Origin of the sequence: Neobacillus muris (assembly GCF_943193175.1) — a bacterium.
Lineage (GTDB): Bacteria > Bacillota > Bacilli > Bacillales > Cytobacillaceae > Neobacillus > Neobacillus muris.
Genome location: NZ_CALPDF010000013.1, coordinates 82,114 through 103,864, shown reverse-complemented (window position 1 = coordinate 103,864; position 21,751 = coordinate 82,114). Strand labels below are relative to the sequence as shown.

The following is a 21,751-nucleotide window of genomic DNA, read 5'->3' as shown; positions in this document are numbered from 1 at the left end:
GCCGCTTTGGCTTTCGCTGCTGCCGCTGCCTTTTTCTTCGCTAAATCATCCGAGTCGGATCCGGCGGCTGGGTCTGCCGGGGCTTCGCTGGCCGTTTCAGCTGGCGGTTCCTCATCCGCGATGCCTTCCCGCTTCTTCTTTGCTAATGCCGCCGCTTTGGCTTTCGCTGCTGCCGCTGCCTTTTTCTTCGCTAAATCATCCGAGTCGGATCCGGCGGCTGGGTCTGCCGGGGCTTCGCTGGCCGCTTCGGCTGGCGGTTCCTCATCCGCGATGCCTTCCCGCTTCTTCTTTGCTAATGCCGCCGCTTTGGCTTTCGCTGCTGCCGCTGCCTTTTTCTTCGCTAAATCATCCGAGTCGGATCCGGCGGCTGGGTCTGCCGGGGCTTCGCTGGCCGCTTCGGCTGGCGGTTCCTCATCCGCGATGCCTTCCCGCTTCTTCTTTGCTAATGCCGCCGCTTTGGCTTTCGCTGCTGCCGCTGCCTTTTTCTTCGCTAAATCATCCGCATCTCCTGCTGATGCTGCGGCTTGTGCTGGAGCTTGCTCCTCTTTAGGCGGCTCAGGCTTGGCAGGTTCATCCTGCTTTGGCGCTGCTTCACCCGCCTGCTTGGCCTGGCGTTTTGCCAGCGCTGCCGCCTTGGCTTTTTCCGCCGCCTCCCGCTTTAATTGTTCGAGATCTTTCTCCCCGCTCATGGACTAGATCACCTTCTTCCCAGTCTTCGCTTCGTATCGAATTTTTTCCTTTAGTTTATTGATTCCATAGATTAATGCGGCCGGGTTTGGAGGGCAGCCCGGGATATACACATCAACCGGCACGATTTGGTCGACCCCTTTTACGACGGAGTACGACTTCACATACGGTCCGCCTGCTGTTGCACATGAACCCATGGCAATTACCCATTTGGGCTCCGGCATTTGGTCATAGATTCTGCGGAGGAGCGGCGCCATTTTCTTTGTCACGGTACCGGACACGATCATACAGTCCGATTGCCTTGGCGACGGACGGAAAAATGAGCCCAACCGGTCCAAGTCATAGTGTGCTGCACCGACGCCCATCATTTCAATTGCACAACAAGCCAGACCAAATGTTACGGGATAAATCGAGCTGCTTCGCGCCCATCCCTTCACCTGCTCCAGCGTTGTCATAAATACATTCCGTTTTAATTCTTCCATTTCTTGAGTCGTTACACCTTCTAGATTTAGATCCATCGTAGCACCTTCTTTTTCCAGGCATACACCAAGCCAATTAACAGTAAAATCACGAAAATTACCATTTCTACTAATGCAAAGATACCTAGTTTGTCATAGGCGACGGCCCATGGATATAAAAACACTGTTTCTACATCAAAAATTACAAACATCAGGGCAAAAATATAATAGCGGACATTGAACTGTACACGTGAATCGTGAAATGGCTCAACACCGCTCTCATATGTGGTATACTTCGCCTCACTAGGCTTAAAAGGACGCAGAAGCTTACCTAAATATAACGCCACAACCGGCAGCAAAATACCGAGACATAGGAACACAAAGACTATCAGATAATTATTCTGATATACATTTAAAAGTTCCATGTCTATCCCCTCCAATGTTGAATATTTTCATATTTCTAACTAGTGAATATTGTAACCGAATTCATTATAGCATTGTTACAAACCTGTGTCGACAAACCCGCGGTATTAAAATTGGAAAAATATTCGCAGTTGGAAATTCCACTACGATATTCCTAAAAAATGGTCAAATCGAACTGGAAACTGGAGGATATTATTATGTTTGTTCGATCTGCGGTTTCCACTCAGAATTATCAGCCGATAGCTTCCTACAACTATCCTATTCTATGGACAGCTTTTCATTCGGATTTTAATAAAATCACTGGAGTTTTCCTGACAGTTAGGGTGCTAAACAAACCGTTTTGGTCTTTGATAGGTGCTTTCCGTCATAAATTTGATCTTACTGTTCTATTTTATGAGTCGATTTCCGGATTACCTGCAGTTTTGAGCTGTTTTACCGGCCAAGTTCACCATTTTATCGGCACATTTTACACTTTACCGGCGTTTCTCCACCTCTTATCAACCGTTTTCCCCTTTTTACCGGCAATACTTCTATATCATGCCAGCCAACAAAAAACCCCTCCAAGCCGCTAAAACCTAGCAGCCCAAAGGGGTCCCCATCAAACATTTATATAAAGCTATCTTCTCTCCGCAACAGAAAGGCGATTGATGGCGCGGCGCAACGCAGACTCAGCGCGGCGGAAATCATAATGCTCCGCCTTCTGATCGCGCAAACGCTGCTCAGCACGTTCCTTCGCTCTCAGGGCACGCTCCACATCAATATCCTCTGATTTCTCAGCAGCCTGTGCCAAAATCGTCACCTGCTCCGGACGAACCTCCAAAAACCCGCCGCTCACCGCGACATATTCCGTTTTGTTGTCCTTCTTCAGGCGCACAGCCCCAATTTCAAGCGGAGCCACCATTGGAATGTGGCCCGGCAAAATGCCAAGCTCACCCGTTTTCGCCTTGGTACTCACCATTTCCACATCATCATCGAAAACCGGGCCATCAGGAGTAACAACACTGACTTTAATCGTCTTCATTTTTTACCCTCCTGGCGGTATTAGGCCTCTACACCCATACGTTTTGCAGCCTCAACCACATCTTCAATCGGGCCGACAAGTCGGAAAGCATCCTCTGGAAGATGGTCATATTTCCCTTCAAGGATCTCCTTAAATCCGCGGACCGTTTCCTTAACCGGCACATACGAACCAGGCTGGCCAGTGAACTGCTCAGCCACGTGGAAGTTTTGCGATAAGAAGTTTTGAATCCGGCGTGCACGGGCAACCACTAACTTATCCTCATCCGATAACTCGTCCATACCTAGGATGGCGATGATATCCTGCAATTCACGATAACGCTGCAAAGTAGCCTGTACTTGACGAGCGACATTATAGTGCTCTTCGCCCACGATATCAGGCGACAACGCACGAGAAGTCGAAGCAAGCGGGTCCACCGCTGGGTAGATCCCCATCTCAGAAAGCTTACGCTCCAGGTTCGTTGTTGCATCTAAGTGAGCGAAAGTCGTAGCCGGAGCCGGGTCCGTATAGTCATCGGCTGGTACGTAGATCGCTTGGATCGATGTAACAGAACCTTTATTCGTAGACGTAATCCGCTCCTGCAATTTACCCATTTCAGTAGCAAGAGTTGGCTGGTAACCTACGGCAGATGGCATACGGCCAAGCAGCGCGGAAACCTCAGAACCTGCCTGTGTGAAACGGAAGATGTTGTCCATGAAGAACAGCACGTCCTGTCCTTGCTCATCACGGAAATATTCAGCCATCGTCAAACCAGTCAAGGCAACACGCATACGTGCACCTGGCGGCTCATTCATCTGACCGAATACCATCGCCGTTTTCTTGATAACACCTGAATCCGTCATCTCGTGGTAAAGGTCGTTCCCTTCACGAGTACGCTCACCGACACCAGCGAATACCGAAATACCGCCGTGCTCCTGCGCGATGTTATTGATTAACTCCTGGATTAATACCGTTTTACCAACACCAGCACCACCGAAGAGACCGATCTTACCGCCCTTGATATATGGGGCAAGCAAGTCTACTACCTTAATGCCTGTTTCCAAGATTTCTACTTCCGTAGAAAGATTTTCAAACGTTGGTGCTTCGCGGTGAATCGCATCACGGCGGGCACTGGCTGGAACATCCTCTTTCAAGTCAATCGCTTCACCAAGTACGTTGAACACGCGGCCAAGCGTCGTATCTCCAACCGGCACCGAAATCGGCGCACCTGTATCTTCTACTTCCACACCGCGGGTTAAACCGTCAGTGGAAGACATCGCGATGGTACGAACCGTATCATCACCTAAATGAAGGGCTACTTCAAGAGTTAAGTCCATCGCAACTTCTGCTTGACTACGCGCTTCTGTTTTAATTCTCAATGCATTATAAATCTCAGGCAGCTGACCGTTCTCGAACTTAACGTCAACAACCGGACCCATAACCTGAACAACGCGTCCTTTGTTCATCGTTTTCCCTCCTAACAATGTTGCAAACTGTTTAACCGAACTGTATTTTTGAAAAACGAACCTTGTATCGTGTTCGCCGCCCGTTACAGCGGCATGTATCCTGAGTCCGCAAACGAGAATCAGATAGCAGGTGCAAAACGGGTCTCGAACACCGGACAAGGCAAGCTTTTTAAAAAATTATTCTAACGCCGCCGCACCGCCGACAATTTCTGTGATTTCCTGGGTAATTGCCGCCTGGCGGGCACGGTTGTACATTAATGTGTAGTTACGGATTAATTCATGCGCATTATCTGTTGCGTTTCTCATTGCGGTCATCCGCGCAGCATGCTCGCTCGCTTTGCTGTCAAGCAGTGCACCGTAGATCAAGCTTTCCGCGTATTGCGGCAGCAGGACATCGAGGATTTCTTCTGCTGACGGTTCAAACTCATATGAAATCAGTTTGTGTGACGTACTCAGATCCGACAATGGCAGCAGCTTCTTCTCGGTAACCTCTTGAGAAATGGCGCTAATATAATGGTTGTAGTATATATAGAGTTCATCAAATGTTTCATCGGAGAACATGCCAACGGTTGTGCTGGTAATGTCTTTAATATCCACGAAGCTTGGCTGGGCAGAAATCCCAACAATGTCAAGCACCACGTTGTAGCCCCGCTTCACAAAGAAGTCGCGCCCTACCCGGCCGATGGCAATAATCGCAAATTCATCATTGGATTTATGATTTTTTTGGATTGTTTGATGGACCTTTCGGATGACGTTACTGTTGAACGCACCGGCAAGCCCACTGTCAGAGGTAATGACAATATAGCCTGTCTTCTTGATCGGACGGTGTTTGAGCATCGGATGGTTCACGCCGCCGGAGCCGATCGCGATCGAAGCGGTGACTTCCTGGATTTTTTCCATGTACGGCACGAATGCTTTCGCATTCATCACGCCGCGGTTCCATTTGGCAGCGGAGGTCATTTCCATTGCTTTGGTAATTTGACTGGTTTTTTTCGTCGAATTAATCCGATTTTTTATATCGTTTAAAGAAGCCATAGGTTTTCACCACCCTCATTCAAAGAATGTATGGCTAAAGCGCGGCCGCACGGCGGCTTTAGCCATTCTAATTGTTGGACCTAAATATTACTCCGTAACAGCGAAAGTCTTCTTGAAAGCATTGATGGCTTCTGCCATGTCCTCATCAGCAGGAAGATCCTTCGTAGTCGTGATTTGGTCTAACAATTCCTTGCGGTTGTGGTCTAACCAAGTATAGAAGTCATTTTCAAAGCGGCGGATATCCTCTACTGGAATATCATCCAAGAAGCCGCGTGTCAAAGCGTATAGGATCATAACTTGCTTTTCAACTGCGATTGGCTTGTTAAGGTCCTGTTTTAGAACTTCAACCGTACGGGCACCGCGGGCAAGCTTCGCTTGGGTTGCTTTATCCAAGTCAGAACCGAATTGGGAGAATGCCTCCAATTCACGGTATGAAGCAAGGTCTAGACGCAATGTACCAGCAACCTTCTTCATTGCCTTGATTTGCGCAGAACCCCCTACACGGGATACAGAAAGACCGGCGTTAATCGCTGGACGCACGCCAGAGAAGAACAGGTCAGACTGCAAGAAAATCTGTCCATCAGTGATGGAGATAACGTTTGTTGGGATATAAGCAGAAACGTCACCTGCTTGTGTTTCGATAAATGGCAGCGCGGTAATCGAACCGGCGCCTAAGGCGTCACTCAACTTAGCGGCACGCTCTAATAAACGGCTGTGCAAGTAGAAGACATCCCCTGGGTACGCTTCACGGCCCGGAGGACGGCGAAGCAAGAGGGAAAGCTCACGGTAAGCAGCGGCCTGCTTGGATAAGTCATCATATACGATCAAGACATGCTTGCCTTGGTACATGAATTCTTCCGCCATGGAAACCCCTGCATATGGAGCCAGGTACAATAATGGAGCCGGCTGTGATGCAGACGCTGTGACAACGATGGAGTAGTCAAGAGCGCCAAACTTACGAAGCGTCTCAACGGCGTTACGTACCGTGGACTCTTTTTGTCCGATGGCCACATAGATACAAATCATGTTTTGGCCTTTTTGGTTCAGGATGGTGTCAATCGCAACAGATGTTTTACCTGTTTGACGGTCACCAATGATCAACTCACGCTGGCCGCGGCCGATTGGCACAAGCGCGTCAATCGCCTTGATACCGGTTTGCAGCGGCTCATGAACCGATTTACGGCTCATAACGCCTGGTGCGACAACCTCAACCGGGCGGGTTTTGCTGGTATTAATTGGACCCATGCCATCAACAGGCTGTCCTAATGGGTTTACAACACGTCCAATAAGTTCCTCGCCAACCGGAACCTCCATGATGCGTCCTGTGCGGCGAACCTCGTCACCTTCACGAATTTCAGTGAAAGGTCCAAGAATGATGATACCGACGTTATTTTCCTCAAGGTTTTGAGCCATACCCATAACGCCGTTTGAGAATTCAACAAGCTCTCCAGACATACAATTGTCTAGGCCGTGAACACGCGCGATACCGTCACCAACAGAGATAACTGTACCGACATCTGTCACTTGTATTTCTGCCTGATAGTTTTCAATCTGCTTTTTTATCAGGGAACTGATTTCTTCAGCTTTGATGCTCATGGTTTCACCCCTATCTACAAATCTTAGCTTAACAACAATTTACGCTCTAAGCGGTCAAGCTTTCCGCGTAATGAACCGTCATATATACGATTTCCAATCCTCAGCTTGACGCCGCCGAGAAGATTGGAATCTACGATATTTTCAATATTTAATGATTTTTTGCCGATTTTCGCAGCATAAACCGCTGATAACGCTTCACGCTCCGCATCGCTTAATGGCCGTGTGCTATACACTTCCGCATCAGCGATCCCCATTTCTTCATTGGCCAAATCCAAAAACTCATTGGCCAACTCGGTAATGATTCCTTCACGATGGCGTTCAATCAAGATTAATAACGTATTCAGCACATAGACGTTTACTTGGGCAAACGCTGTGGTAATCAGCTGCTTTTTTTGCTCCAATGTCAGTCTGGAGGATTTTAACGCGGCGGATAATTCCGGCGTATACTGGATAACCTCTTTCACCACACGGAGTTCTTCTTTGAACACTTCAAGAAGCTGTTGTTCTTTTGCAATTTGTAATAGCGCTAACGCGTAACGCTTCGCTGCTAAAGAGTTACTCATCACAAATCTCCTGCCTCTTGAATATATTCGTTAATAAGCTTGTCTTGGTCTTCTGCATTTAAGTTCTTTTCAATCACCTTAGAGGCAATTAAGACAGACAAGGATGCGACTTGTTCGCGGATCGCTGCCACTGCTTTTTCTTTCTGCTGCTCAATTTCAAGCTTGGCAGCCTCTTTAATGCGCTCTGCTTCCGAACGGGCAGTCGTAATGATTTCCTCCCGCTGGATATCGCCTTGTTTTCTTGCACTTTCAATTAAGCTTGCTGCTTCATTGCGTGCTTCTTTGATTAGATTTCTTTGCTCCTGCAGAATCTTTTCAGCTTCTTTCCGGCTGTTCTCTGCGGACTGGATTTCAGTGCTGATATGCTCTTCCCGCTGTTTCATAATGCCCATTAATGGGCCCCATGCGAACTTTTTCAGCAAGGCCAGCAATATGATAAACATGAGCAGCTGAAACACGATATCACCAGTATTGATACTGGCATGTTCTGCTGCACCTAGGACAAGACTGCTTGTTAACACCTCGGGTTCACTCCTTTCAAGAGTTGCTTACGCTGGAAAAATGCATAAATGAATGGCGAGGACTCGTAATCATCGCCACCTGGAGTTTTTCTGATTCTATCGGTTTAATACCATGAACGCGATAACTACACCGATAATCGGTAATGCTTCAACTAACGCAACCCCGATGAACATTGTTGTTTGAAGCAAGCCGCGAGCTTCAGGCTGACGAGCAATTCCTTCTACTGTGCGTCCTACGATCAAACCGTTACCAATACCTGCTCCTACTGCTGCTAAACCGATTGCGATTGCTGCTGCTAAAATACCAATTGAACCTGTCATTACTTGTTTTCCTCCTTAAATGTATAAAAATATATATTTTTTTAAAAATTGTTCATAAGAATGAACGGTTTTATTAATGGTCGTGACTCACTTTATGAGCCATATAAACCATTGTTAACATAGTGAATATGTAGGCTTGGATCGTGCCTACGAAAATAGAAAATCCCTGCCATGCCAGCGTCAGCGGAATGGCGGCAATGGTGCCAACAATCCCTTGGTGCGCTAATCCCCCTGCTAATAATGAAAGCAAAAGTTCACCGGCATAAATGTTTCCGTAAAGACGCAAACCAAGCGTCAGCGGATTGGCGAATTCCTCGATGATTTTCAATGGGAACAAGAACTTCATTGGACTAAAGAATCCTGCGGTATACTCTTTTGTGCCTTTTAGTTTGATTCCATAATAATGGGTCAATCCTAAAATCATAACGGCTAAGGTCAATGTTATGGTCGGATCGGCCGTTGGCGATTTCCACCATAGATTGCCATCAAGCACAACAGCAAACGGTAGGCCTAACATATTGGATACAAAAATATACATTATCAGTGTCAGTCCAAGAATATGGAATCTCCCGCCTTCTTTCCAATCCATGGTGCTGTTGATGACCCCTTTGACAAAGTCCATCACCCATTCCATGAAGTTCTGCATTCCTGCAGGCTGCAAAGCGAGTTTGCGGGTGGAAAGGACGGCAATCAGAAAAACAATGGCACTTGCCACTGTGATCATCAAGACATTAGCAAGGTTAAAATATAGACCCAAAAATTCTACCACTGGAGCTTCGTGATTCATGTATACTCACCTCTCTTCCCAATCACTTATGTTGATTCACTGCGTGATAAAAATAATCTATCATAATGACAATATAGGATGTCATTAGTCCTATTACTAAACTAATCATATTAAATTGATCGGGATACCTTAAGGCAATCAGGGCGGCAATGCCAGCCATGGCCATTCTCGAGAGCGATCCAAGGGAACGGGGTTTTTTGCCCTGCGAAACCTTTTTATCAAAACTCTCAGTCTTTCTCACCAGCATCCATAGATTCAGGTAACCGAAGCATGTCCCAAGAATTAATCCTAGGAAGATTGTTTGATAAGATGTGAACCCCCAGCCAAGGACGTAAATGGACATTAGGTAAAACATCCATTTGCGCTGCCTGTTGAACATTGTTCTGAAATCTGGCATTATTATTTTTCTCCTGAATAAAAATGGCGGATTGTACGGAGCATAGAATATGTACCTGCAGCAAGACCGGCGAGCAGTCCGATTATTAAGAAAATTGGTTCTGTTCCCCAGTGCCGATCAAGCCATCTCCCAGAGAAAATACCTATCAGAATGGAACCTACTAATTGGGAGACAATGGCGGACATAAGTGCCATCGCTTGGAAAGGATTGCGGTTATTTTGTTGCATTTCCCATCACATCCTCACCATGAGAGAATGCTAAAAAAGTACACACTTAGGGCATGAAAAAACTATGTTTAGATAAAGATTTTTTCCATTGAAAACCTTATCATTTACACCCCATGTAAGCATACAATAGCCCCCTGTCAATGTCAATGAATTTGGGGCAATTAAACAGCATTCTTTTCCAATTAATCCTTTTATTTTACACTTTTATTGTATTTTATTCTGTGAAGAAATTATGTTTAATTTGTGTCCATTTTGTGAACGTTTCGATTGTACAAATGGTACAATTTTATGAACTTTTATTATAGAAGAAAAAAATAAATGGCGGCCCCTTCACACGGGGGGCCGCCATTTATTTTTCGATCGTAATCATGCCTTCCGTAAAATCCTCCTTGCCTGCTTTTTTGGCAAACACCTTCACAAGATAGGTCCCTGCATCAGGCAGCCTGTCAGGGGGGAGATCCATACGGATTAATCCCTTATCGACATTTGTCCGGGTTTCCAGAAATCCCATAAACCGGTAATCACCTGGGTCGAATAAGGCGATGCCAAATTCGTCCGCTCCTCCCGGCAGATACACCTCGTAATGATAATGCCCCGGCTGGTCGCCTTGAGCGAAATCAAATCCCATGACCCTTGGATAACCAGGTTCCTCCAAGACATATAAATAGGGGATATGAATATCGGTTCCGCCAGCATTTAGCGTTAAATAGCCATCATGAAGCTTTCTCTTAAACTCCTTCGGGTCCACCGTTAATTCGATGGCAACCTCCTTGGACTCGTGCGGTTTCAGCGAAAAGGACAGCGGCAGCTTCCAATAGAGTCCGTCTTCCTTTGGCGGAATGAAAAATGTATACCTCTGGATCTTGCCGCTGACATTTTCCACCTTCACTTTTGCGCTCCGCAAGTGTTTTTCATCGGAAAACTTGCCGAATCGCAGGCTGCCAGGCGTGACAAGGGACGCCGTTCGAACAGCGCGATCGACTTGAACGCGGCCCGCTCCCTGCTCGTAGGTGTGGTACACGGCGCCTTCTGCATGCCTGCTTTTTTCCTCGTTGCTGCCGCTTTTGATCAGGGGCTTGGCCGTATTCATGAGTGCCGCCTTGACTTGTTCAGGACGCCAGTCCGGGTGGGCTTGCTTGATTAACGCGCATGCCCCGGCAATATGCGGCGCCGCCATGCTTGTGCCCTGCAGCGATAGGTAGCCGCCCGGGATGGTCGATTGGATCGCCACCCCTGGCGCCACAATGTCTGGCTTAATTTCCCAGCTATCGGTGACCGGGCCGCGGGAACTGAATTCTGCCATCAAATCCTGTTCCTCGGCTACTTCCACTCTCGCAACGGCACCCTGCTTGGCGAGACGTTTGTGGAGGTATTCCCCGTCACGCTTTGAAAGGGCCCCGACTGGAATGGCCACGGGTGATTCGAGGTTTCCGATGAAGCTGCCGCCTAAATTATTGTAGATGATGACAGCCCGCGCCCCTGCCTTGCGGGCGTTTTCCGCTTTTTCAGAAAAAGTCAATGTCCCCCGCCTGATCAGGACCATTTTCCCTTCGGCATTGGGAATATCCTCTTTTCGGCCGATCCCCCCGTCTACGAGGTCCAAGGAGCGGTCCAGCTGCCAGTCGTCCGAACCTTCCAACGGCTGAATCCGGAATTTTTCGCGAATCCCTGCCACTTTCAAGAACGGGATTTTCTGCACGGGGGTGGAGGCCCCGACGGATATGGCTTTGGAGGCTGTGCCTGGTGAGCCGACGGTCCAAATGTCGGGGCCGGAATTCCCTGATGCTGCCACAGCCACGATTCCTCTTTCAACGGCGCGGTTCAACGCCATGCTTATCGGGAGATCGGGGCCATTGACGCTGTTGCCGAGTGAGAGATTCATGATATCGACCTTGTCTTTGATCGCCTGTTCGATGGCGGCGAGGACTTGCTCCGTGGAGCCCGCGCCGCCCGGTCCGAGCGCCCGGTAGGCAATAATTTTGGCCTCGGGTGCCACGCCTTTTATTTTACCATTGGCAGCGATGATGCCGGCCACATGGGTGCCGTGGAGGGTGGCTCTTCCAGGGGTGAGGGTTTCCATCGGATCCTGGTCGTTATCGACGAGGTCATGGCCGCCGCCATAGTTCCGTTTCAGGTCGGGATGGGTGTAGTCGACACCGGTGTCGATGACGGCGACGGTTACGCCTCTTCCGGTCAGCCGTTGGTTGTTTTGGTCGAAAAAGCCGCGGACGGTTTCGCCCCCAATGATTTTGACGCTTTCCTCGGCTTCAGCCTTGTATTCGTTGACTGGTGAAACATGAAGGATGGGCTTTTGGCCAGCGAGTTGTGCTATGGCGTCTGGCGGGCCTTGGACGGAGAAGCCGTCGATGGCTTCTCGGAAGACCCGGCGCAGTTTGATGTTTTTATAGGGTTTGATGAGCTGCTGGATGGCCTGCTCGGATTGGGGCCTGTCGAGTGTGATGATGGCGACGGTGTCCTTCGTTTGTTTGGGAATGGGCGGGTGGACTAAGGGTTTTTTTATGGAGATGGGCGGGTTGATGGCAGCGAGGTTTGCCGTTTGGAGAGCAAGTATGATTGCCAGTAACAGTTTCATGCGAAAATTCCCCTTTTTGTTTAGGGTTTTCCACTCTATAGGAAAGTATGCGGGGGAATTTTTAAGAAGCGATGTTGACTATTTGGACTATCAACATTTTTACTCATTTACCGGCGGAGTTCACAATTTTATCGGCGCTTTATCTGGGTTTTCCGGCACTTGTACAACCTTTATCAACCGTTTTCCCCCTTTTACCGGCACTTCCTCTAAATTCCATACAAAAAGCCAGGCATCAAGCCTGGCTCAAAGTATCGCTATTTTGTTCCAAACAACCGGTCGCCGGCATCGCCCAATCCTGGGACAATATAGCCGTGATCATTTAATTTCTCATCCAATGCCGCAATATAAATATCCACATCCGGATGAGCCGTTTTAACAGCTTCCACACCCTCTGGAGCCGCAATCAAACACATAAATTTGATATTTTTCGCGCCGCGCTTCTTCAAGCCATGAATCGCTTCAATCGCAGAACCGCCTGTTGCCAGCATCGGGTCTACCACGATGAAATCACGCTCTTCCACATCGCTAGGGAGCTTCACATAATATTCCACCGGTTGCAGGGTTTCCGGATCACGGTACAAACCGATATGGCCCACCTTCGCAGCCGGGATTAATTTTAAAATGCCATCCACCATGCCGATGCCGGCACGAAGAATCGGCACGATACCGATCTTTTTCCCGGACAGAACCCTCGATTTCGTTACACTGACAGGTGTTTCAATTTCCGTTTCCTCAAGCGGCATGTCCCGTGTGATTTCGAACGCCATCAAAGTTGCCACTTCATCAACCAATTCACGGAAATCCTTTGTTCCCGTATGCTTATCACGTATGTAAGTCAGTTTATGCTGGATCAGCGGATGGTCAAAGACGTATACCTTTGCCAAAATGATCGCCCCTTTTTATAAAAAATTTTACCCACAATTACACTTCGTCTCATTTTACAGAAAAACGCCACATAGAGCAACTAAAGACAACGCATCTTTCCACAAGTTTCATTTTTCAAAAAAATCGGCCCTACCCTCTAGTAAGACCGATTCTTTGATGGATTATTCTAATATTCAGGGTATAATTGAAATTTGCTCGTTAACGCATCCACACGGGCGCGGGCTTGGTCCAATTTCGCCTCGTCTTCATGATTCTTCAGCGTAAATGCGATGATTGACGCAATTTCGTCCATTTCCTCTAACCCGAAGCCGCGGGTCGTAACAGCAGCCGTGCCAATCCGGATGCCACTGGTAATGAATGGGCTTTGCGGATCGTATGGAATGGTATTCTTGTTCACTGTGATGCCGATATCATCAAGCACTTTTTCAGCCACTTTTCCTGTTAGGCCAAGAGTTTGCAAGTCGATTAACAGCAAGTGATTATCCGTGCCGCCGGAAACAAGCGTAATGCCCTCTTTTTGCAGGCTCTCCGCCAAACGTTTCGCGTTAGCGACAATTTTTCCGGCATATTCTTTAAATTCCTCGGTTAATGCCTCACCGAAGGCCACCGCTTTTCCAGCGATCACATGCATCAATGGGCCGCCTTGGATGCCAGGGAAAATGGCTTTATCGATTTTTTTGCCGAACTCTTCTTTGCATAAAATCATGCCGCCGCGCGGTCCACGCAATGTTTTATGCGTCGTGGTGGTGACAAAATCAGCGTAAGGAACCGGGCTTTGATGCAAGCCTGCGGCAACCAGCCCTGCAATGTGGGCCATATCAACCATAAGGCAGGCGCCAACCTCATCGGCAATCTCGCGGAACTTGGCGAAATCAATTTCACGCGGGTAGGCGCTGGCACCGGCTACGATCAGCTTTGGCTTGTGCTCAAGCGCTTTGGCGCGTACATCTTCATAATCAATGCGGTGCGTTTCTTGATCGACGCCATACTCCACAAAGTTATATTGAACACCGCTAAAGTTTACGGGGCTGCCATGGGTCAAGTGGCCGCCATGAGATAAATTCATGCCGAGGACGGTGTCACCCTGCTCTAGAATGGTAAAGTAAACCGCCATATTGGCCTGGGCACCGGAATGAGGCTGCACATTGACATGCTCTGCTCCAAAAATTTGTTTGGCACGGTCACGGGCCAAATCCTCGACCACGTCCACGTATTCACAGCCGCCATAATAACGGCGTCCCGGATAACCTTCTGCATATTTGTTCGTTAAAACGGAGCCCTGGGCCTCCATTACTGCTTCACTGACAAAGTTTTCTGAGGCAATTAGTTCGATTTTAGCACGCTGACGGCCTAGTTCTTGTTGAATTGCTTGAAAAACTTGCTCGTCCATCTGTGACAAATGCTTCATGGTAATCCCCCTTTAAGTATGTTCGCATCCGAAACTATTTGAAAATTTCCTTTTTTATTGTAGCATGTTTTTCCGAAAAATAGCGATGACAGAAAATTCAGATTTAAACTAAAAACCGAACATTCTAAGCTAGTTACAGCTAGAATTTTCGTCATTAACCATATAAACTGCCCGTGAACCCCCAATAAGTTTCGGTCTTGACTTCGCCAAGGTCACGTAAGCCCCGCCGACAGTTTTCTGCTTGGCACGGACCGGAACGGCAACAGGTTTCAGATGCATGCCAATCAAAGTGCTGCCGATATCGATGCCGGCGTCCGCCTTAATCGTTTCCACCACGGCGGCCTCGGCCATATGGCGGTAGGCATAGGCGGCCATAGCCCCGCCTGCGTTTCGAACGGGAACCACCGTCACCTCTTCATAGCCGCGCTGCTCGGCAACGGAACGTTCGATCACGAGGGCACGATTCAAATGCTCGCAGCACTGAAAGGCAAGCTGGATCCCTGTTTCTGCCTGAAATTTTTTTAAGCCTTTAAAAATCATTTCGGCTGCTTCCATCGTTCCAGCAGTTCCAATCTTTGCTCCAGCTACTTCGCTCGTGCTGCAGCCCACTACCAGCAGCTGGCCTGGCCTTAAAGATGCCTGCTCATTAAATTCGGTTAACACGGCTTGCAATTGTTTTTCCCATTCGTGAATCATGTTTCATCCACCTGGCTTTCTATAGGTGCTTTTCCTCGTAGTCGGAGATTTTGCCGACACGATTGGCATGACGGCCGCCTTCGAATTCTTCGGTCAGCCAAATCTGGGCGATCTCTCTGGCAAGTCCCGGTCCAATGACGCGTTCGCCCATCGCCAGGATGTTTGAGTCATTGTGGGCGCGGGTCATTTTTGCGCTAAAAGTATCATGGCAGAGCGCGCAGCGGATGCCCTTTACTTTGTTCGCCGCAATTGTCATGCCGATTCCGGTGCCGCAAATTAAGATGCCCCGGTCGAACTCGCCGCTGGCTACTTTTTCAGCAACAGGCAGAGCGTAATCCGGGTAATCAACAGAGGTAGTGCAGTCACAGCCAAAATCGACGTATTCAATGTTTAATTCATCCATCAGGCTGGCGATTTCCTTGCGGATATTCACGCCGCCATGGTCAGAAGCTAAAGCCACTTTCATGTAAAATCCTCCTCAACAAGTACAATCTGCCTTTAATTTTGACATACCCTTATCAAAATATAAAGTTAAATGCAAACAAAAAAGCCCTCTATTGAAAGAGAGCTTGAATTTGGCAGGTTTCTACTGCTTTTTTAGATTATGCTTTTTCGCCAGCTATTTTTTCCAGCGCCTTGTCGATTAGCCGGTTCAGCTCTTGAAAGGTTTTCTCGTACACTTCTACGGAGCCGCCAAAAGGGTCTATGACATCCTGGTTGAAATCCGCACCGGTGAATTCCTTTAAGGTATAAACCTTGTGAATGGCTTCGGGATATTGCTGCTGAATGGCAAATTTGTGGGATGTGGTCATGGTTAAAATGAGATCTGCCCAGTCTGCCTCCGCCTTCGACAGCAGGGTGGATCGATGTTGATGGTCAATCTTATTTTTTGCCAGCACCTGCTTGGCGTTTGGGGAGGCATCACTGCCGGTTGCGGCATAAATGCCAGCGGACTTTACTTCAATGCCGTTGATGTTCTTGTTTTTTAAAATGGCCTCTGCCATGGGACTTCTGCATGTGTTTCCTGTACATACGAACAATATATGCTGCATGGTATCTTCCTCCCTTTCCTTTATTTTATAACAATTGGCTGAAATATTAATCGTTCCATGCATCCCATTTTTTTAGATTTTCTGGTGAATAGGAGGTGGAGGAGTTTTATTTGTTTTTACCATAAAATTGCCATCAATTTGATGCCAAAAGCGAGCAGGATTGCCCCGCCGAGCGCTTCGCTGTAGACCCCCATCCAGCCGCGCACTTTTTTTCCGAGCAGCAGGCCGGCCCATGTCAGCGTGGTGGCGGCGATTCCAAAGCAAAGTAAGACTAAAACGGTTTTTGTCCCGTATATCCCTAACGTCAATCCGACCGAAAAGCTGTCAAGGCTGACGCTGAGGGCGAATATCAGCAGACCAAAGCCCACCGGGGTTATCACTTTTTCTTCCTCGCTCTTGAAACTGGACCAAATCATTTGCAGCCCTAACAGGATGAGCAGCAAGCCGCCAATGAGCGAGGCAAATGAACCGAATTTTTCAGAGAGAAACTTCCCTGCAGAAATTCCAGCGAGCGGCATCAATACATGAAAAAGCCCGATTGATAAGCCAATCACAAAAATCCTCTTAAGCCGGAGCTTATACATCCCCATTCCAAGACCTACCGAGAACGCATCCATCCCCAGTGCTGCTGCCATAACCATCAACGTCACAACTTCTCCAATCACATCAGACATGCACTCTCGCCCCCTTGGACTAACTAATTCAGCATATGCACGTCCAACTCAAATTAGAAGCGCCAATTGGGGACAGTCCCCCGGTGCGTTAATGCATTCATTTAGCAGGGGCCTGTCCCTCAGTGCGTTAATGCGTCATTTCAGCGGGGGCCTGTCCCCCGGTACGTTAATGCGCTAATTTAGCGGGGGACAGGCCCCACTTCCCCCTTTGCTCCCTGCACAAAAAAAGCACCAGTTCCCCCATTTACGAGGGATGGCGCTTATTGGGTGATGATTTTGTTTCCGGCTGCTTTTTGCAGGCGGTTCATGATGGCGTGGCCGACGCCTTCGGTTGGGAACATTTCGCTGTAGATGATGTCCACTTCCATTTGGTTGAACCGGCGGAGGGTGTCATATAGAGCTGCCGCTATCGTCTCAAGATCAGCCCGCTTCCCGCAGGCCAGCACAAAGTCAGCTGCAAACTCTTCCTTATGCTCCTCCGTCGTCAGGATCCCAACCCGCAATCCCGCTTGCTGCTTTTCGTCCACAAGCCGCTGGATAAAGGACCTTGTGCCTGAAACTAAATACAGCGGTGCGTTTGGCGCATAGTGCGTGTATTTCATTCCCGGCGCCTTCGGTTTTTCATGCTCATCGGTCAAGGCCCGGTCAACCCATACCTCTCCGACCACGGCTTCCAGCTGTTCCTTAGTCACGCCGCCTGGCCGCAAAATCACCGGAATCCGTTCAGTACAGTCAATAACCGTAGACTCCACACCGACACCTGTCGCTCCGCCATCCAGCACACCAGCGATTTTCCCTTGCAAATCATCCAACACATGCTTGGCTGTCGTCGGGCTCGGTTTCCCCGAACTATTGGCGCTCGGCGCCGCAATCGGCAGTCCGCACCTTTTCAGGAGCGCCAAAGCCACCGGGTGATTTGGCATCCTGACCGCCACCGTATCAAGTCCCGCTGTCGCCGTCTTCGACAAAGCCCCTTGCTTCTTTTTAAAAATTATCGTCAAGGGTCCTGGCCAAAACGCATCCATTAATGCCTCTGCCTTCTCTGGAACCTCCAAAACAAATGGTTCGAGCTGTTGTTTCTCTGCTATATGAATAATTAACGGGTTATCCCCAGGACGGCCTTTTGCCTCATAAATTTTGCTTACAGCAGCGTCGCTTTCTGCATTACCCGCCAAACCATATACCGTTTCCGTTGGCATCGCGACGACTTCATTATCCTGCAAAAATCTTGCCGCATCCACAATTTGTGGATTACTTTCCAATTTATCCACATAGTTATCCACTTTCCAGACTTTTGTGTTCATAGTTATCCACCTTACTGATTCCAAAATCAATAAGTCGAAAAATGACGAATTTAGGCTTATTGACTCTATTATTTCACCTTGTACGTTTGAAAGTATAAAAGAAGCAGGGGATAAATACAAGTTTTATCCACAAATTGTGTATAAACTCATGGAAAAAGTGGATAACTTTGATAATATATCCACAACTTAGAGCTTATATTTCAAAAACAAGGAGTTATCCACACTGAGTAAGTGTCGAATATGCTCGGAGCGGGATAACTCGAGCGGCAACTCTTCCTGCTCTACCTGTTGAAAACCGATCCATTCAAAAAATGGTATAGCTGCGTGTTTATTGGTGGCTAGAAATAAGCTGTTCAAGCCTTTTTCTGCTGCCAGCTTCACCATTTGTTCCATTAAAATGAAGAGGTCCTGCTCAGCTTGTCCTTGCGAAATGACTAACGACCGCAGCAGCCCCTCCTCTTCAAACACTTCCATCCCTAATATTCCCTTTAATCTCCCGCTTTCATCCTCCATCAATAAAAAACCTTCCGCCGTTTCCTCATTTAGCCCCTCTGTCCCGAGGTTTGCCCTTGTCAAAAAGTCTCTTACCCCCTCCAAATCATCCCGCCTCGCCCAGCGAATCAGCCGATGCATCCCGCACTCCCCCATTCAAATCTACTTTACTCTATGAATATGATAGAAATGAGAGAATGAGAACCTTTATAACAGATTAAAGCGCGGGGGCCTGTCCCCCAGCGCTTTAATCTGTTAAAATATTTTCTTCCACATGTCGACGATAAAGAATTTTACTTTTACCGGCTGTTCGTCTTCTGCGACATATACTGGCTGGTCTTTCTTTTTGCTTGAGGTCTCTGTTTTTTTGTCTGCTTTGGTTTCTCCTTTGTCTGACTCTTTTTCTTTTGATGCTTTGGTTAGCTTCTCTACTTGTTTTGCCTTATCCTTTTCTTTTTCCTCTTGTTTTTCCACTAGTTTGGCTAGCGCTTCGGAGCCTTCCTCTTTCTTTTTGGCCTTAGCGGTTTCTTTTTCTTCAAAGCCCTTGCCGACTGCTACCCCATTTGAGAAATCAAGGAAGCATAATGGAGGATACAAGACGCACCACCAGTTGGCGCCTTCCCCTTTTCCCAATGTAATTAAAATCGCCTGATACTTGCCTGCTGGATATAAATATTGCCCATATAATTTTGTTGGAAATTGCACTTTGCCAAACTCTACATTCACCGATTGCTCTGACCTTTGCTCACGGACAACATTTTCGGCAATTCCTTGGATTTCCGGCAGCTTCGATTGGATAACCGATCTCGCTTGCTCCATCGAGGTTAAGTCTTGCACCCACAATGAGATTTGCGCGTTTACAGCATCGCGGACCTTCCGTTTGAGTTGTTGGTCTTCCTCTAAATCACTATTGGCCAAAATCCGCAGCCGGATGGCCTCCCCAGGAATGACAATCGACTCCTTTGCTGCGGCTTCGGTTTTCGGCATATATAAATTTACCATTGTGGCAAAAGATAAAACTACTAAATAAGCCCAAACAATCATTTTACTTTTCATTTCTAGCACCGTCCCTTCCCTATCCTCATTGTGGACAGAATGCCAGAATCTTAAACTATTAAATTTTACTATTTTTCAAATGGGAGGCGAGAAATTTCGATACCAGCATCTCCGTTATAAAAAAAGAATGGACACCCTGCATCCATCCTTTTTTAAAAACCGATCTCCGCAAACACCATCCGGTCCTTGCCATTAATATCATTGACTACTTCCACTTTTGCGTTCGGAAACGTACCGCGCAACAGCTCAGCGGCCGCCTCCCCCTGCCCGGCACCAATTTCGAAACAAACAAGGGATTGGGAAGCAAGAACCTGTGGCAATTCAATCATGAACCGGCGGTAAAAATCCAGTCCGTCAGCACCCGCAAACAGGGCCCGATGCGGTTCATGCTCCGTCACAACCTCTGACATCCAAGACTTGTCCGCCACAGGAATATAAGGCGGATTGGACATTACGATCTCCAGTTTCTCTCCGCTTGCGATAAACGGCTGCAGCAAATCCCCCTGTATCCAGCGGACATCTGCCCCCAACTGTTCCGCATTCCTGCGGGCCACCGCCAGCGACTCCTCAGCAATATCGGTCCCCGAAACCTCCAGAAACGCAGCCTCCAGCTTCATCGATATCGCAATCGCCCCGCTGCCCGTGCCAATGTCGGCCAGCTTCAATTGCTGCTGCCCAAAAAGCCGCTCAATCCTTTGCAAGGCTCCATAAACGAGCTCTTCCGTTTCCGGCCTTGGAATCAAAACCGCTGGATTGACGGAAAAGGTCCGCCCATAAAACTCTTCCGTGCCGATGATATATTGGACCGGCACCCCCCTGACATGTTCATGGACAGCCGCCTCAAACGACTCCCACACCGGCGCTTCCAGCTCCTCGCGGACATTCGCAAACAGCTGGGCCCGCGGCATGCCGGAGAAATGCCGCAGCAGCAATTCCCCCGCATTCTCATCCCGGCCGTGTTCCTTTAAAAAAGAAGAAGCCCATTTCAGAGCTTCGAACACTTTTTTACTCATTTGAGGCATTTTCCAATCGTTTCGCTTGGTCATCGAGAATCAGCGCCTCAATAATTTCATCCAGCTTGCCCTCGATGATTTGGTCAAGTTTTTGGATCGTTAAGCCGATGCGGTGGTCGGTTACCCGGTTTTGCGGATAGTTGTAGGTACGGATCCGCTCTGAACGGTCACCGGAGCCAACCGCTGATTTCCGGACTTCATCGTATTCCGCCTGGGCTTCCTGCTGGAACTTGTCGTAAATCCGGGCACGCAGGATCTTCATTGCTTTATCTTTGTTCTTATGCTGGGACCGTTCGTCCTGGCTGGTTGCGACAATGCCAGTCGGAATATGGGTCAACCGGACCGCTGACATCGTCGTGTTAACGCTCTGTCCGCCGGCGCCGCTCGATGCAAACGTATCGAAACGGATATCTTTGTCATTGATTTCAATATCGAATTCTTCCACTTCCGGCAGGGCTGCCACTGTTGCTGTGGATGTATGGATCCGGCCGCCTGACTCGGTTTCCGGTACGCGCTGCACACGGTGGGCGCCATTTTCATACTTCAATTTAGAGAACGCGCCTTGGCCGGTAATCATAAAAATAATTTCCTTGTAGCCGCCTAGACCGGTTTCATTAGCATCAATCACTTCGGTTTTCCAGCCCTGCGCTTCGGCATAGCGGCTGTACATCCGGTAAAGTGTGCCCGCAAACAACGCGGCCTCTTCTCCGCCTGCTGCGCCGCGGATTTCCATGATAACGTTTTTGTCATCGTTCGGATCTTTCGGGATAAGAAGCAGCTTTAATCGCTCTTCCAGCTCTTCGATTTGCGCTTCCAGTTCGTGCATTTCTTCTTTTACCATTTCGCGCATTTCCGCATCCAGCTTTTCCTCGAGCATCGCTTTGGCATCCTGAAGCTGGGATTTGGCATCCTTGTATTCACGGTACGCCGCTACCGTTTCTTGTAGGTCTGCCTGCTCTTTTGAGTATTCACGCAGTTTTTTGGAATCATTGATGATCTCCGGATCGCTTAAAAGCTCATTCAATCTTTCGTAGCGGTCCTCGACCGATTGCAAACGATCGAACACAGTTCTTCACCTCATATTTTTTTGCTTATCTATG

At 48.2% G+C, this 21,751-nt stretch carries 27 protein-coding genes and 1 pseudogene; 3 read left to right on the top strand and 25 right to left on the bottom strand.

All coding sequences use genetic code 11. From position 1 onward, the window contains the following. From NFS43_RS11405 to NFS43_RS11395, 3 genes and pseudogenes are all read right to left on the bottom strand, one after another. Positions 1-689 (bottom strand): annotated as a pseudogene (locus NFS43_RS11405) (NADH-quinone oxidoreductase subunit C); the annotation flags it as partial. A 3-nt stretch (positions 690-692) separates the two neighbouring features. Continuing rightward, on the bottom strand, positions 693-1,205 hold the full coding sequence (locus NFS43_RS11400; RefSeq protein ID WP_251551792.1) for a NuoB/complex I 20 kDa subunit family protein: 513 nt from the start codon (positions 1,203-1,205) through the stop codon (positions 693-695). Next, positions 1,196-1,570 carry an NADH-quinone oxidoreductase subunit A gene (locus NFS43_RS11395; protein ID WP_251551791.1) on the bottom strand — a complete coding sequence of 125 codons (375 nt, stop codon included), beginning with the start codon at positions 1,568-1,570 and terminating at the stop codon, positions 1,196-1,198. The genes NFS43_RS11400 and NFS43_RS11395 overlap by 10 nt, the downstream gene beginning before the upstream one ends. A 195-nt stretch (positions 1,571-1,765) precedes the next feature. Here NFS43_RS11395 and NFS43_RS11390 point away from each other — a divergent pair, with 195 nt between their 5' ends. After that, the gene (locus NFS43_RS11390) at positions 1,766-2,140 is read left to right on the top strand and encodes a hypothetical protein (RefSeq protein ID WP_251551790.1); all 375 of its coding nucleotides are present in this window, start codon (positions 1,766-1,768) and stop codon (positions 2,138-2,140) included. Positions 2,141-2,184: 44 nt separating this feature from the next. On the opposite strand, the gene NFS43_RS11385 is transcribed toward NFS43_RS11390, so the two are convergent. Together NFS43_RS11385 and atpD are read right to left on the bottom strand one after the other, a co-directional pair. Beyond that, positions 2,185-2,589 (bottom strand): F0F1 ATP synthase subunit epsilon, encoded by a 405-nt coding sequence (locus tag NFS43_RS11385; RefSeq protein ID WP_251551789.1) that lies wholly within the window; start codon positions 2,587-2,589, stop codon positions 2,185-2,187. A 20-nt stretch (positions 2,590-2,609) separates the two neighbouring features. After that, positions 2,610-4,031 (bottom strand): F0F1 ATP synthase subunit beta, encoded by a 1,422-nt coding sequence (gene atpD, locus NFS43_RS11380; RefSeq protein ID WP_251551788.1) that lies wholly within the window; start codon positions 4,029-4,031, stop codon positions 2,610-2,612. A 48-nt stretch (positions 4,032-4,079) separates the two neighbouring features. Between atpD and NFS43_RS11375 the strand changes: the two genes are divergently transcribed. Beyond that, positions 4,080-4,217 (top strand): hypothetical protein, encoded by a 138-nt coding sequence (locus tag NFS43_RS11375; protein ID WP_251551787.1) that lies wholly within the window; start codon positions 4,080-4,082, stop codon positions 4,215-4,217. Here the strand turns inward: NFS43_RS11375 and atpG are convergent. From atpG to NFS43_RS11330, 9 genes are all read right to left on the bottom strand, one after another. Then, complete coding sequence (gene atpG, locus NFS43_RS11370; RefSeq protein ID WP_251551786.1) at positions 4,209-5,066, bottom strand: ATP synthase F1 subunit gamma; 858 nt, start codon at positions 5,064-5,066, stop codon at positions 4,209-4,211. The genes NFS43_RS11375 and atpG overlap by 9 nt on opposite strands. Positions 5,067-5,153: 87 nt before the next feature. Then, complete coding sequence (gene atpA / locus NFS43_RS11365) at positions 5,154-6,662, bottom strand: F0F1 ATP synthase subunit alpha (RefSeq protein WP_251551785.1); 1,509 nt, start codon at positions 6,660-6,662, stop codon at positions 5,154-5,156. 23 nt (positions 6,663-6,685) lie between these two features. Then, positions 6,686-7,225: a F0F1 ATP synthase subunit delta gene (locus NFS43_RS11360; protein ID WP_251551784.1), complete on the bottom strand. Its 540-nt coding sequence runs from the start codon at positions 7,223-7,225 to the stop codon at positions 6,686-6,688. Beyond that, positions 7,225-7,746, bottom strand: a complete 522-nt coding sequence (gene atpF, locus NFS43_RS11355; protein WP_251551783.1) for a F0F1 ATP synthase subunit B — start codon at positions 7,744-7,746, stop codon at positions 7,225-7,227. The genes NFS43_RS11360 and atpF overlap by 1 nt, the downstream gene beginning before the upstream one ends. 96 nt (positions 7,747-7,842) lie before the next feature. Continuing rightward, positions 7,843-8,055, bottom strand: a complete 213-nt coding sequence (gene atpE, locus NFS43_RS11350; RefSeq protein ID WP_277613938.1) for a F0F1 ATP synthase subunit C — start codon at positions 8,053-8,055, stop codon at positions 7,843-7,845. 85 nt (positions 8,056-8,140) lie between these two features. After that, positions 8,141-8,854 (bottom strand): F0F1 ATP synthase subunit A, encoded by a 714-nt coding sequence (atpB, locus tag NFS43_RS11345; protein WP_251551782.1) that lies wholly within the window; start codon positions 8,852-8,854, stop codon positions 8,141-8,143. 22 nt (positions 8,855-8,876) lie between these two features. Continuing rightward, positions 8,877-9,251, bottom strand: a complete 375-nt coding sequence (locus NFS43_RS11340; protein WP_251551781.1) for an ATP synthase subunit I — start codon at positions 9,249-9,251, stop codon at positions 8,877-8,879. Between the two features lie 2 nt (positions 9,252-9,253). Further along, positions 9,254-9,478, bottom strand: a complete 225-nt coding sequence (locus NFS43_RS11335; protein WP_251551780.1) for an AtpZ/AtpI family protein — start codon at positions 9,476-9,478, stop codon at positions 9,254-9,256. Between the two features lie 349 nt (positions 9,479-9,827). Next, positions 9,828-11,612, bottom strand: coding sequence for a S8 family serine peptidase (locus NFS43_RS11330; RefSeq protein ID WP_338150601.1), 1,785 nt, complete (start codon positions 11,610-11,612; stop codon positions 9,828-9,830). A 162-nt stretch (positions 11,613-11,774) separates the two neighbouring features. On the opposite strand from NFS43_RS11330, the gene NFS43_RS24535 reads away from it, so the two are divergent. Then, complete coding sequence (locus NFS43_RS24535; protein ID WP_338150602.1) at positions 11,775-11,987, top strand: hypothetical protein; 213 nt, start codon at positions 11,775-11,777, stop codon at positions 11,985-11,987. A gap of 338 nt (positions 11,988-12,325) precedes the next feature. On the opposite strand, the gene upp is transcribed toward NFS43_RS24535, so the two are convergent. From upp to prfA, 11 genes are all read right to left on the bottom strand, one after another. After that, positions 12,326-12,955, bottom strand: coding sequence for a uracil phosphoribosyltransferase (gene upp / locus NFS43_RS11325; RefSeq protein ID WP_251551778.1), 630 nt, complete (start codon positions 12,953-12,955; stop codon positions 12,326-12,328). Between the two features lie 167 nt (positions 12,956-13,122). Beyond that, positions 13,123-14,364 carry a serine hydroxymethyltransferase gene (gene glyA, locus NFS43_RS11320; protein WP_251551777.1) on the bottom strand — a complete coding sequence of 414 codons (1,242 nt, stop codon included), beginning with the start codon at positions 14,362-14,364 and terminating at the stop codon, positions 13,123-13,125. Between the two features lie 129 nt (positions 14,365-14,493). Beyond that, positions 14,494-15,060, bottom strand: a complete 567-nt coding sequence (locus NFS43_RS11315; RefSeq protein ID WP_251551776.1) for a TIGR01440 family protein — start codon at positions 15,058-15,060, stop codon at positions 14,494-14,496. Between the two features lie 19 nt (positions 15,061-15,079). Next, positions 15,080-15,526, bottom strand: a complete 447-nt coding sequence (gene rpiB / locus NFS43_RS11310) for a ribose 5-phosphate isomerase B (RefSeq protein ID WP_251551775.1) — start codon at positions 15,524-15,526, stop codon at positions 15,080-15,082. 136 nt (positions 15,527-15,662) lie between these two features. After that, positions 15,663-16,112, bottom strand: coding sequence for a low molecular weight protein arginine phosphatase (locus NFS43_RS11305; RefSeq protein WP_251551774.1), 450 nt, complete (start codon positions 16,110-16,112; stop codon positions 15,663-15,665). Positions 16,113-16,228: 116 nt separating this feature from the next. After that, on the bottom strand, positions 16,229-16,786 hold the full coding sequence (locus tag NFS43_RS11300; RefSeq protein ID WP_251551773.1) for a manganese efflux pump MntP: 558 nt from the start codon (positions 16,784-16,786) through the stop codon (positions 16,229-16,231). A 260-nt stretch (positions 16,787-17,046) separates the two neighbouring features. Further along, entirely contained in the window at positions 17,047-18,090 is a 1,044-nt protein-coding gene (locus tag NFS43_RS11295; RefSeq protein WP_251551772.1) for an L-threonylcarbamoyladenylate synthase, read from the bottom strand. 186 nt (positions 18,091-18,276) lie between these two features. Continuing rightward, entirely contained in the window at positions 18,277-18,723 is a 447-nt protein-coding gene (locus tag NFS43_RS11290) for a GNAT family N-acetyltransferase (protein WP_251551771.1), read from the bottom strand. Positions 18,724-18,837: 114 nt separating this feature from the next. Beyond that, on the bottom strand, positions 18,838-19,638 hold the full coding sequence (spoIIR, locus tag NFS43_RS11285; protein ID WP_251551770.1) for a stage II sporulation protein R: 801 nt from the start codon (positions 19,636-19,638) through the stop codon (positions 18,838-18,840). Positions 19,639-19,790: 152 nt separating this feature from the next. Beyond that, positions 19,791-20,684: a peptide chain release factor N(5)-glutamine methyltransferase gene (gene prmC / locus NFS43_RS11280; RefSeq protein ID WP_277613936.1), complete on the bottom strand. Its 894-nt coding sequence runs from the start codon at positions 20,682-20,684 to the stop codon at positions 19,791-19,793. Further along, positions 20,644-21,717 (bottom strand): peptide chain release factor 1, encoded by a 1,074-nt coding sequence (gene prfA, locus NFS43_RS11275; protein WP_251551769.1) that lies wholly within the window; start codon positions 21,715-21,717, stop codon positions 20,644-20,646. Before prfA ends, prmC begins: the two co-directional genes overlap by 41 nt. Between the last annotated feature and the right edge of the window lie 34 nt (positions 21,718-21,751).